The following is a 12,712-nucleotide window of genomic DNA, read 5'->3' as shown; positions in this document are numbered from 1 at the left end:
AAGAACAAAAATGCTTAATTTGTTGCAATTTCCGACATAATTTTTTCAAATTCTTCAAAATATTGCGCCACATGCAAACCATCAGCCAAACTGTGGTGCAACTGAACCGACACCGGCAGACACAAAACAGCAGTATCTGCGGTATTGCTGTGCAGTTTTCCGAAGGCTATTTTGGGTACAGTATCCTGTGCATCGCGGTAGGCGTGTTGCATAGACTGAAAAGCAATCCAGGGCAAAATGGTATAATGAATCATAGACATTACATCGCCATTTTCGTCAAAATTTGCTGCGGGCGTATGAAAAGCAGCCTTTTGTGCCACAAATTGCTCCAAAGAAGGCTGCCTGCTGAGGTGCGAAAAATAAAAACTGCCGTCATCGCGCAATTTCGTCAGTCCCGCATCTAAATAATCGTACTCTCTGATTTCGTTTCCTGCCACCCGTTGCCGAAAAGCCGCCACGCGCTCCGCACTTTTGTTGGAAGCATACACCAATGCCAAACTGAAAGGAAAATTTCTTTTTTTACAAAAATAATAAAAATCTCCGCACGCACCTGTGCCGTGATACTGAAAAAAAGGATTTTGATAAGTACTGAAAAACTCGAAGATAGCGCGGCGATGCCACTGTTGGCGGTCAATGACGATGTAAGGAATATTCATCGTAAGAAAAAACTAAACTAAACAGCGTTTGTACATTTGGATAGTATTTTCCAAGCCATAATACAGCGCATCGGCAATGAGTGCCTGTCCGATAGAAACCTCCAGCAAATGGGGCAGCTGTTGTTTTAGAAAACGCAAATTGCGCAAGTTGAGGTCGTGCCCCGCATTGATGCCCAAGCCGATATGCTCGGCGTGGCGGGCAGCTTCGCGATAGGGAGCTACGGCAATTTCGGACGATAGCGAATCATATTGTTCGGCGTAAGGACCGGTGTAAAACTCCACGCGGTCGGCTCCGGTGCTTTTGGCGGCATCTAAGAGGTGCGGGTCGGTTTCTATAAACAAAGACACCCGACAGCCGTAGCTGTGCAGTTCCGCTACACAATCTTTCAAAAATGCCTGCTGTGCGATGCTGTTCCAGCCAGCGTTGGAAGTGAGTACCTGCGGTGGGTCGGGCACCAAAGTAGCTTGCGCCGGACGCACCTCGCGCAACATATCTAAAAAAGCGCGATCGGGATAGCCCTCTATATTAAATTCTGTGTGCAGTACCGTTTTCAGGGCATACACATCGCTGCGGCGGATATGTCGTTCATCGGGTCGCGGGTGTACGGTGATGCCCTCTGCGCCAAAACGCTCACAATTCAGGGCGGCGGCGATTAAATCGGGTACATTTCCGCCCCGCGCATTGCGCAGCAAAGCTATTTTGTTGATATTTACACTTAAACGGGTCATTTTTTTCTTATTTAAGCATAAAATTAGAAATATCCACTAAAACCGGACAGTTTTTTTCGGAAACTGTTTATCGTTCAATGAAAAATAAAAAAACAAAATGGGTTGTTGTAAATATTTTGTAAATTGCGTATATTTGTAAGGTGGTGAAATTGGTGAGAGGTAGTAATCGTAGCTCGCTTTAATATTAACCGACTTAAAGCGTTTGATTTCTTTCTATATAGACGAAATAACGAAATATTCTTTAAATATTTATTTTTTGATAATTTTTACAGATTGACTGCCTTTCTCGGTACTTATCTTTAAAAGATATGTTGCCGATGTAAAATTTGAAATATCAATTTGATATTTTTCTTTATTTTCTTTTATTGTTTTTAATAATCTACCCTGTAAATCAAAAAATTCTATTTTGTAAATTTGTTTATTGAGCACATCAATATTTAAAATGTTATCAGATGGATTTGGATAAATTCTAAAATTACTATTTATTTCTACTTCATCAATTGAAAGGTAGGTAAATTGAATATAAGGAGATTGATTAAAACAACCATTATTATTAACGACATAATAATACAAGTCTGATGCTGTTGGATAGTAAATTTGGTTTGTAGCACCTGCTATTGGTTGAGTTGTACTACCACTATACCATTGACCTTGACCATCTAAATAGTTTGTAACTTTAAGGTAATTGTCTATTTGGAGAACTAAAGGTTGTGTTGGTTGCGGAATGGCTACATAATATATAAGATTAGAATTTATAAAAGTGTCCGATTGGCAATTTGTGGGATTGTTTTCTGTAATTTTACAAAACAAGGTTTCATAGTTTGTAGGATAAAAACTAAAAGAGGGAATAGTTGTAGTTGATATAGGTGATAGATTAATATACCAAGTGTAAGAAGGATTGTTGAAACCATTACTTGAAACTGTTGCTGTAGCTTGTGTTCCTTGACATACTGTTGTTGCACTTGATGTTAGATTTGCTGATAATTGTACGGTTGGATTAACACTAACGGTTATTGAATTGCTATTTACATTTTGAGAAAGTACACAAAAATCGCTTGAAGTTAATTTACAATAAACCACATCATTATTATTTGGCACGAATGAAAATGTGTTAGAATTAGAACCCACAATATTGTTGTTTACATACCATTGATAAGTAGCGGAGCTACCACCATTTGAAATATTAGTGGAAAAAGTAATAGTTTGTCCTTGACAAATGGTATTACTATTTGTTGAGATATTAATGCTCGGAGTAACTTGAGGAGGAGGTAAACCTCCTAATGAAGTTATCAAAGTGGGTCTTAAAATTAATAAGGCGTTTCTCATTCTATCTTTTTGACCTTGAGTAAATAATTGGTGACAAGCGTAACTCATATAGTTATATGAAAGCATACCAATAGGAGTATTAGTACAAACATTATTTTCATTAATATCACAGTTGTAATTTTCAATAACTGGTGCTGTATCACAGACCATATCTCCATCTGTACTGCAATTATTATTTATTGAACAAACACTATTATATGACCCCTCAAATGTGTGTCTTAAATCAAAAGCGTGTCCAAATTCGTGTGCTACTAAATAAGGATTTGAAATACTTACATCATTACTTTCTATAACTACACCATCAGCAAAGTTATAACCAGATATTGGATAAATTCCAAAACCAGCAATCCAACCTGTTATATTATTTACTAACCATAAATTCAAATAATCTCTATTGTCCCAAAATGCCATATTCGCTAAATCAAAGCGAGAAATGCCAGCGTCATTATCATTCCATTTAACGCCATAGGTAGCATAGGTTGTATCGGCAGAAGCATTTATTCTATTTATACCGTTAGTAGCAGTGCAATTTGGAGTTCTTTGTGCTAAAACAAACTGAATACCAATATCTAACCCACCACTTGACGTATCAGGATAATTTGGAAAAGTTGCCGAATATGCTTGGTTGAGCATAGTGATATAATTCTGAATTTGACTATCCGAAGGATTGTTAATAGTACCAATGGCTTCGCCAGTATGCACAACGTGTACAACAACAGGTATGGTATAAACTGTTGTATTGTTTGTATTTCTATTTGAAGCCAAAGACTGATACATTTTTTGTTGTGCTTCGTTATATTTACTGAAATACTTAACATCTGTATTTTTTAAATGATTATGAATTTCAGTTGAGGCACAAAATTGTGTTTGTGCTTTTACAAAAAAACTTATAAAAAACACTATAAAAGTTAATAACTCTTTTTTCATTAATCTAATATTATAAGTTGCATAATTTGGATAAAACGAAATGCCGTTAAGCCAAAAAAGTAGATTCAAGTGATAAATGCAACTTGTCTTTTGTTGATAATTAAATGTAAATGTACTTGATTCGGGGTTAAGAATCCCAATTTTTTTCTTGGTCTGTTGTTGCGTTTATTTCATATATATATGGAATATTTTTTCTAAAATTAGATAAAAGTCGTAATCTTTCGAAAAATACTGTCTTACAAGTCTATTAAAATTTTTATTTGCTCCTCTTTCCCAGCTGTGATAGGGCTTTGCAAAGAAGTAATCAATTTCTATAATTCATGAGTTTGAAATTTAAGCTACCAAAATAAAAAGAGCCTTTTTTACCAACATAGCAAAAAAGGCTCTTTAAGATGAATAAACCGGATAAAAACTTTTTTTTATTTTTTACCGTATTTTCTATTGAATTTGTCGATACGTCCTGCTGTATCAATAAATTGCATTTTTCCGTAAAGAAGGGTGCGAGGCACTCGAAATCTCCAATTTAATCAAAGGATATTCATTGCCGTCTTCCCATACGATGGTTTCTTTAGTATCCATCGTAGAGCGACCTAAAAAGGAATAATCGCACGAAATGTCCTTAAATATTACCGGACGATAACTTTTGGGGTGTGTATTCTTTTTCATTGTATAATTGCTTTTAAATTTTTGTATCAGAAAACAAACAGCCTACACGAAATATAGGCTGAAATGAGGGCGCAAAAATACACAAATTTGTGTATTTTACAAATTAATTTGCAATAAAGGTAGAAAAAACTGCTTGCTAAATATCCGATAGGGCGGGAGTCGGCAAAATATACGCCCCCTGCGTATTTACTTTTCCGTAATATATTTCGCTGTCAATACCCGTTTGTTCAAAAGCGTTTTGCATTGCTTCGGCGGCGCGTTGGGCAATGGCGGCATCATTGCACAAAGAAAAAACCGAAGGACCGCTGCCCGAAATGCCGCAGTGTAAAGCTCCTGCTGCAAGAGCCGCTTCCTTTACTGCGCCGAACCCGCGAATAAGCGGTGTGCGGTACGGCTCGGCGAGGCGGTCGTGGAGGCTGCTCGCCAACTGTGTGTAGTCAGCGCGGTGGAGAGCATCTACAAAAGCCGCAATATTTCCCATTTGTGCGAGGGTATCGTACATATTAATTTGCTGCGGAATGAGTTGGCGGGCGGTTTTGGTCAGCACCACCAAATCGGGGTGGGAGAGGGCATAATGCAACTGTTCGGGAGCGGGCAGACACACTATATCTAAAGGCTCGCAACTGCGTATCAGCACAATACCGCCGAGTAGCGCGGGAATGGCGTTGTCGCCGTGTACGCTGCCACTGGCAAAGGCTTCGGCTTCCAATACAAAAGGTATCAGTTCTTGTTTTGATAGGGGGGTGCCCAGCAAATGATTATAAGCCAAAGCAGCAGCTACGGCGGTGGCGGCACTGCTGCCCATACCACTGCCCAGCGGCATGTTTTTTTCTATGGCTATATCCACGCCGCGTTGCTCGCGGAGGAATTTTTGCATTGCCAGCACAGCGATGCTGCCCGTATTTTCTGCCGCCGCCCGCGAGAGCTTGCCGCCATCACCTTGCAGCGACACAATACGAACTTCGTTGGTGTTGCTGAAAGAAACCGAAACCACATCACCCGGAGCTTGCAGAGCCATACCCAAAATGTCAAAACCGCAAGTTACATTACCTACCGATGCCGGAGCAAAAGCACATACACGCATTGTCATGATAAATAATATTATGTTAATAATATAAAAATCTATGCTGCAAAGATAATAACTTATTGTATGGATAAAAAGACGGAACAAAGTTCTTTATTGCTAATCTTTAAATATATTTAAAAACAAATAATTAATAAATTCATTAATTTTGAACATACTTTAAAAATGAACAAAATATAAAAAAATTCTAAAAATCAAAAAACGGTATAGAAATTCAAAAGGAGGAGGGGAGAGGTATAAAATAAGAAAAATGAGGGCTTCATTTTTTAGACTATCTGTAAAAAGAACTTTTAAACATAATTCCTGTTCTTTTTCTGTAAGGGTTTTTACTTTAAAAGATGCCTGTGCTATTATTTTTCAAACTCTGCTCTGCTTCTTATTAGATAAAAAAACATTTTTTTTATATCTTTGACCTCCTAATTAATAAACTGAATGTCAGAAGATAAAATTATATCGGTCAATATAGAAGACGAAATGAAGTCCGCCTATATTGATTATTCTATGTCTGTAATTGTATCGCGTGCATTGCCCGATGTACGCGATGGCTTGAAGCCGGTGCATCGCCGCGTATTGTTCGGAATGAACGAACTTTCCGTATATCACAACCGCCCGCACAAAAAGTCGGCGCGTATTGTAGGGGAAATTTTGGGTAAATATCACCCACACGGCGATGCCTCCGTATATGATACAATGGTACGTATGGCACAGGACTGGTCTTTGCGCTATACGCTCGTGGACGGACAGGGAAACTTCGGCTCGGTGGATGGCGACAGCCCCGCCGCTATGCGTTATACCGAAGCCCGTCTCAGTCGCATCGCTGAAGAAATTTTATCAGACATAGACAAAGAAACAGTAGATTTTACGCTCAACTTCGACGACTCGCTCGAAGAACCCAGCGTACTCCCTTCGCGCCTCCCCAATTTGTTGGTAAACGGAGCTTCGGGTATCGCCGTAGGTATGGCTACCAATATGATGCCCCATAACCTCAACGAAATTATAAACGGCATCATCGCCTATATTGACAACGAAGATATATCGCTGATGGAATTGATGCGCCATATTCCGGCTCCTGATTTTCCGACCGGCGGCATTATTTTGGGTGTAGGTGAAATAGCAGAGGCTTACAAAACCGGTCGCGGTCGTGTGGTGCTGCGCGGAAAAGCCGAAATTGAAGAAACTGCCAACGGACGCTCGCGCATCGTAGTAACCGAAATTCCGTATCAGGTAAATAAGGCGCAACTCATTCAAAAAACAGCCGAACTCATCACCGACAAAAAAATAGAAGGTATCAGCGACCTGCGTGACGAAAGCGACCGCGAAGGTATGCGCATTGTGTATGAACTAAAACGCGATGCCGTGCCGAGTGTGGTGCTGAACCAACTGTATAGCTTTACTTCGCTGCAAACCTCTTATGGCATCAACAATATATGTTTGGTGAACGGCAGACCGCGTCAGTTGAGTTTGAAGGAACTTATTTCGTATTTCGTGGATTTTCGGCACGAAGTAGTGATGCGCCGCACCCAATACGAATTGCGTCAGGCTCTTGAAAGAGCACATATTTTGGAGGGTTTTTTGGTGGCTTTAGATGATTTAGATGAAGTAATAGAACTGATTCGCCGCTCGCGCACGCCCGACGAAGCCCGCGAAGCTTTGATGGCAAAGGCTTTTAATCCTACCGAATCTTTGGTATTGGAAATGATGAAAATAGAAGCCAAAGACATTTATTATTTGTCGGAAGCCCAAGCCAAAGCGATTTTGGAAATGCGTCTGCAACGCCTCACCGGATTGGAGCGCGATAAAATACGCAATGAGTATGCCGAGTTGTTGAACCTCATCTCCAATTTAAAAGATATATTGGAGCACCGCCACCTCCGCACCGAGATTATCAAAAAAGAATTGCTGGAACTCAAAAGCAACTACGGTGATGCTCGCCGCACGGAAATCAACTACGAAGATGGCGAAATCTCTATGGAAGATATTATTCCGAATGAGGAGGTAGCAATTACCATTTCGCATTTGGGCTATGTAAAACGTACCCTGCTCGCCGAATACCGCGAACAAAACCGAGGCGGCAAAGGCTCAAAGGGCAGCAACACGCGCGAAGAAGATTTTATTGAAAACATCTTTATTGCCAAAAATCACAACTACTTATTGCTGTTTACAGAGAAAGGACGTTGCTTTTGGATGAAAGCCTATCAGGTGCCGGAAGGTACAAAAATATCCAAAGGGCGCGCCATTCAAAATCTCATCAACCTACCGAATGATGATAAAGTGCTGGCATATATTAATGTAGAGAGCCTGAAAGAAGCGGCTTATTTGCAATCGCATTATATTATTTTCTGTACCAAAAACGGCATTATCAAAAAAACAAGTTTGGAGGATTACTCGCGTCCGCGCCAAAACGGTATCAATGCCATTGCTATCCGCGAAGACGACCGTCTCATCGAGTGCCGCATTACTGATGGCGACAGCGAAATTTTCTTGGCTTCTTCTTCGGGCAAAGCGGCGCGTTTTCACGAAGAAAAAGTGCGTGAAGTGGGCAGAAACAGCATCGGTGTGAAAGGTATGGAAATAGATTCCGACATAGAATCTATTATAGGAATGATTTGCATTGCACAAGCTGACAAAGATAAAACTACAGTGTTGGTGGTATCGGAACGCGGCTATGGAAAACGCTCCGAAGTAGAAGAATACCGCCTCACCAATCGCGGCGCAAAAGGCGTGAAAACTTTGAATGTAACTGAAAAAACAGGCAATTTGATAGCAATGAAAGATGTAACAGCAGGCGATGGCTTGATGATTATCAATAAATCAGGCTTGACAATACGCTTGGCAGTGGACAGTATTTCGGTGCAGGGCAGAGCCACACAGGGCGTGCGCCTCATCAGCTTGCGCGAAGGAGACGAAATAGCAAGCGTGACGCGCATCAAAAGAGGCAGCGATGACGAAGAAGGAGTAAATGAAGAGTTGAGCAACAGCGAAGTGCCACCGACCGAAGCAAACGATAACAATGATAACACCGAAGCATAAAGAATAAGTTGTTTTAAACAAAAATTTAATTATATAGTCAAAAGAAGGTTTGTATAAAATATAGTTATCTCTTTTATTTAATTTATTTTTTATCATTACCTCCATTTCTCTTATAAAGAAAAACTTGTTTTTCATCATTAAAAACACAAAACAATTTTAAAAAACAATGAAAAAAATAATCATTATTTGCTTTGCGTTGTTGATAAGCGGAGCGACTTTTGCCCAAAAAGGGAAAGTGCAAGATGCTTATCTGGCTTATCAGAATTATACGCAATATGGTTTTAATCAAAAGGATTTGATGAAGGCTTATGAGGCTATTGAAGCCGCCGCCGTTCACGAAGAATCAAAAGGAATGTCAAAAACGTGGATGTATCGCGGGTTGATATTTGCACAGTTGAGCAACTTTGAAGATAGTTTGGATATAGCCAAAGGAGCTACCGACAAAGCTTACGAATCATTTGTGAAGGTGGTGGAATTAGAAAAAGTCGACAAAAAGAAATCTAAAACAGACGAAGCCCTACAACAATTGTGCATTATGCAAAGCTCTTTGTACAACAAAGGCAGCCAGTTGTTTCAGAGTAAAAACTACAAAGCGGCATACGGCAACTTCAATAAATCCTTGGAAATCGGTAAAATGGAAGCCTGCAAAGCTCTGAACAAAGATTATGTGGCAGGAGCCGATACCTCCACTTTATACGCCGCCGGCTTGAGTGCTTTTAATGCTGATATGAACAAAGAAGCTGCTGCGATGATGGAGGAATTGGTAAATCTTAATTTTAAAGAATCCTCTATTTACACCATTTTATACGAAGTGTATAAAAAACAAGGAGCTGCCGACAAAGCCAAAGATATATTGGCAAAGGGACGCAAATTGTTTCCCAATGATAAATCTTTGATTATCAATGAAGTAAATGCCAGCTTAGGCGGTGATAACAAAGAAGATGCCATTAAGGTGATGGAAGAGGCGATAAAGGTAGATCCGCAAAATGCCACTTTGCAATTTGCTTTGGGCACTGCCTACGATGCCGCCAAAAACTACACCAAAGCCGCCGCCGCTTACACGCAAGCGATAGCCATTGACCCTAAATACTTTGATGCTTATTATAACTTAGGAACGGTGTATTTTAACCAAGCTGCCGAAAAAACGCAGGAAATGAACAAAAAAGATGCAGAAGGAAAATTGAGCGATGCCGAATACGAAAGCAGTAAAAAGACAGTAAATGACTTTTTCTCGCAGGCTTTGCCGCATTTTGAAAAAGCCCTCACGCTGCAAGCCAACGACTGTAATACGATGCAGGCTCTCAGCCAAATTTATGCTCGCATCAGTGCTATGGACAAAATAGCACCTTTGAAAGAAAAAATTGATGCCAATTGCAAATAGGGTAGAAGGTACTTTTGAACCAAATATCAAACGCCCCCTTTCATCAAATATATCGGTGAGAGGGGGCGTTTTTTATTTATTTTACCACGAAACAATAAGAGCCTGTTTCCCAGTAATCCAATAATTTTAGATTATCTATGCTATGAACATAAGCACTGTCAGGAGAGGCTAAAAACAAATGACGGTTATTATCTCCTCTGTTATTGGTGGAATAGCTTACATAAAGGGGCTGTTTATATCTACATTCTTCATCAATTTCAAATTCCATATCCCCATCGGAAATCAGAGACCCCATGAAAAAATGATATACGCCTTTCTGTTTAGGAATAACACCAAAACGCAAACGGTAGCGGTGTTCCGCTTCATAAAAACTAGGTTTAATATCATACATCACATCGCCGCTACTGAAATAAAAAGGGATCACTTGCCCAATAGATGCAAAGACATCTATTCCTAAACTGATGCCATCTACGTTATTCACATCTATTCTAAACGCTTGAACATATCCTTTAAAATCAAAGTCGTGCAGGTGCCATTTTTCGCCAATGTTGAAGATGTCGGGCAGGGTATCGGAAAAATCAGCATTGAACCAAAGTGTATCGCCCACTACCAAAGTATCGGGGGTGCCTTCGGTGTGGAAAGGTATTTCTATTTCATAGTAACCGTGGCAGTCATTGTCTTTGATGCGGCAACTACAATCGCTAAAAAAAAGGAATAGCGTGAAAAAACAAAATAGAATGATTTTAGTAACCATATTCTTGGAAAAGTTAAAACGGCGTGTTGGCAACTTAGCAAAACACGCCGTTAATACCAAACTTATTTTACCACGAAACAATAAGAGCCTTGTTGCCAATAATCATATCCGGGTGAATCTACTGCATAGATAAAAAGTGAATCCGGCGAATTTAATAATAAATAGCGATTATTATCACCATCATTATTGGTAGAACAATAAATTATCTCTTCTTTTCCTTTGCAATCTGTGTTTAATTGAAGTGGAGATACCAAATCTATAAAACTCCAAAAATTTATATAGAAAACTCCTTTTATTTTTGGAACCAAACCAAATTTTAGTTTATATCGGTGTTCCTTAAATAAATAACTAATATAATGATGAGTAATATTATTACTGAATAAAACAGAATTGACCTTACCTATACCATTTATAATGTCCATCGCATTATTTGGATGTTGTACAATTGACGTATCTATTTTAGATATAATAAAACCACATTGGAAATCAAAATTTTCTAAGTGTAAATAACTGTTTTCATTGGCAAAATCAGTGAGGGTATCCGAAAAATCGGCATAAAACCAAAGCGTATCGCCCACTGCCAAAGTGTCGGGGGTGCCTTCGGTATAAAAAGGCAAAGTGAGCTTATACACAGAAGGACAGTGCTTTATTTTAGTACAGCTTACCGCTATTAAAACACAAAAACATAAACCTATATAATAAATTTTAGTAACCATATTCTTGAAAAGTTAAAACGGCGTGTTGGCAACTTAGCAAAACACGCCGTTAATACCAAAACTTATTTTACTGCAAAACAATAAGAGCCTGTTTCCCAGTAATCCAATAATTTTAGATTATCTATACTATGAACATAAGCACTATCGGGTGAGGCTAAAAACAAATGGCGGTTATTATCTCCTCTGTTATTAGTAGAATAGCTGATAATAAATTGTTGTTTGTATCTACATTCCTCGTCTATATTATATCGGTCGCGATAGTGGTCATCAGAAACCATAGATCCCATAAAAAAATGATATACCCCTTTCTGCTTTGGAATAACACCAAAACGCAAACGGTAGCGATGTTCCGTTTCAGAAAAATCAAATTGAAAATTATAAGAAACTCCGCCATCATTAAAATAAAAAGGATTTATTTTTCCAAGTGCGACGATATGCTCCATTTCAAGATTAATATCGTTCACTAAAGCAGTATCTATTTTAAATAGAAAAAAATAGCCTTTAAAGTTAAAGTCGTGCATGTGCCACTTTTCGCCGATATTGATAACATCGGGCAGGGTATCCGAAAAATCGGCATTGAACCAAAGTGTATCGCCCACTGCCAAAGTGTCGGGGATACCTTCGGTGGAAAAGGGTAGTGCCACCTGATAGTGTTCGTGACAATCCGAATCTTTAAAGCAGGAAGCCAACAACAACAGCGATGATATTATGATTATTCTAATAGCCATATTCTTGAAAAAGTTAAAACGGCGTGTTGGCAACTTAGCAAAACACGCCGTTAATACCAAGTCTCTTATTTTGCCGCAAAACAATAAGACCCCTGTTTCCAGTAACCAACTCCTGACCCGTCCGGAGTTTCTATTGCATGGATAAAAAGTAAATCCGGCGAACCCAATAATAAATAGCGATTATTATCACCATCATTATTGGTAGAACAATAAATTAGCATTTCTTCATTTCCTTTACAATCAGTATTAAAGTCCAAATCATATCCAGTGTCAAGCCAACTAAAAAACCCTATATAAAAAACACCTTTTACCTTGGGAACCAAGCCAAATTTTAGCTTATACCGATGCTCTTGATACAAAAAAAAGATATTATTATAAACAAATCCATTGCTGAACAATACAGATTGAACAGTACCTATACCATTTATAATATCCATAGTATTGATGTTATTATGTTGCGCTACGGTAGAATCTATCTTGGATATTCCAAAACCACATTGGAAATCAAAATTTTCTAAGTGTAAATAACTGTTTTCATTGGCAAAATCAGTGAGGGTATCGGAAAAATCAGCATTGAACCAAAGTGTATCGCCCACTGCCAAAGTGTCGGGCGTGCCTTGGGTGTAAAGAGGCAAAGTTAGCTTATACACAGAAGGACAGTGCTTTATTTTAGTACAGCTTACCGCCATTGCCATTAAAACACAAAAACATAAAC

10 protein-coding genes and 1 pseudogene are annotated in these 12,712 nt (G+C 39.0%); 2 read left to right on the top strand and 9 right to left on the bottom strand.

All coding sequences use genetic code 11. From position 1 onward, the window contains the following. Positions 1 to 14 precede the first annotated feature (14 nt). From IPL35_14130 to IPL35_14110, 5 genes and pseudogenes are all read right to left on the bottom strand, one after another. A complete protein-coding gene (locus tag IPL35_14130) occupies positions 15 to 656 on the bottom strand; it encodes a hypothetical protein (GenBank protein ID MBK8444474.1) in 642 nt (213 codons plus the stop codon). Between the two features lie 12 nt (positions 657 to 668). Continuing rightward, a complete protein-coding gene (locus IPL35_14125) occupies positions 669 to 1,385 on the bottom strand; it encodes a pyridoxine 5'-phosphate synthase (GenBank protein MBK8444473.1) in 717 nt (238 codons plus the stop codon). 249 nt (positions 1,386 to 1,634) lie between these two features. After that, positions 1,635 to 3,707: a T9SS type A sorting domain-containing protein gene (locus IPL35_14120; GenBank protein MBK8444472.1), complete on the bottom strand. Its 2,073-nt coding sequence runs from the start codon at positions 3,705 to 3,707 to the stop codon at positions 1,635 to 1,637. A gap of 350 nt (positions 3,708 to 4,057) precedes the next feature. Continuing rightward, a pseudogene (locus IPL35_14115) lies at positions 4,058 to 4,304 on the bottom strand (type B 50S ribosomal protein L31). 136 nt (positions 4,305 to 4,440) lie between these two features. Further along, positions 4,441 to 5,394, bottom strand: a complete 954-nt coding sequence (locus IPL35_14110; GenBank protein ID MBK8444471.1) for a homoserine kinase — start codon at positions 5,392 to 5,394, stop codon at positions 4,441 to 4,443. Positions 5,395 to 5,820: 426 nt separating this feature from the next. Here IPL35_14110 and gyrA point away from each other — a divergent pair, with 426 nt between their 5' ends. Continuing rightward, positions 5,821 to 8,418 carry a DNA gyrase subunit A gene (gyrA, locus tag IPL35_14105; GenBank protein ID MBK8444470.1) on the top strand — a complete coding sequence of 866 codons (2,598 nt, stop codon included), beginning with the start codon at positions 5,821 to 5,823 and terminating at the stop codon, positions 8,416 to 8,418. A gap of 166 nt (positions 8,419 to 8,584) precedes the next feature. Next, the gene (locus tag IPL35_14100; GenBank protein ID MBK8444469.1) at positions 8,585 to 9,799 is read left to right on the top strand and encodes a tetratricopeptide repeat protein; all 1,215 of its coding nucleotides are present in this window, start codon (positions 8,585 to 8,587) and stop codon (positions 9,797 to 9,799) included. Positions 9,800 to 9,875: 76 nt separating this feature from the next. Here IPL35_14100 and IPL35_14095 read toward each other — a convergent pair whose 3' ends face one another. The 4 genes from IPL35_14095 to IPL35_14080 form a co-directional block, all read right to left on the bottom strand. Continuing rightward, the gene (locus tag IPL35_14095; protein ID MBK8444468.1) at positions 9,876 to 10,553 is read right to left on the bottom strand and encodes a hypothetical protein; all 678 of its coding nucleotides are present in this window, start codon (positions 10,551 to 10,553) and stop codon (positions 9,876 to 9,878) included. A 62-nt stretch (positions 10,554 to 10,615) separates the two neighbouring features. Next, positions 10,616 to 11,185, bottom strand: coding sequence for a hypothetical protein (locus IPL35_14090; protein ID MBK8444467.1), 570 nt, complete (start codon positions 11,183 to 11,185; stop codon positions 10,616 to 10,618). Between the two features lie 146 nt (positions 11,186 to 11,331). Beyond that, positions 11,332 to 11,997 (bottom strand): hypothetical protein, encoded by a 666-nt coding sequence (locus tag IPL35_14085; protein MBK8444466.1) that lies wholly within the window; start codon positions 11,995 to 11,997, stop codon positions 11,332 to 11,334. A 65-nt stretch (positions 11,998 to 12,062) separates the two neighbouring features. After that, the gene (locus IPL35_14080) at positions 12,063 to 12,647 is read right to left on the bottom strand and encodes a hypothetical protein (protein MBK8444465.1); all 585 of its coding nucleotides are present in this window, start codon (positions 12,645 to 12,647) and stop codon (positions 12,063 to 12,065) included. Between the last annotated feature and the right edge of the window lie 65 nt (positions 12,648 to 12,712).

This window comes from Sphingobacteriales bacterium, from assembly GCA_016711285.1.
Taxonomy (GTDB): domain Bacteria; phylum Bacteroidota; class Bacteroidia; order Chitinophagales; family UBA2359; genus JADJTG01.
Note: the sequence above shows the minus strand (reverse complement) of the source record. Positions and strands in the feature narration are given on the sequence as shown.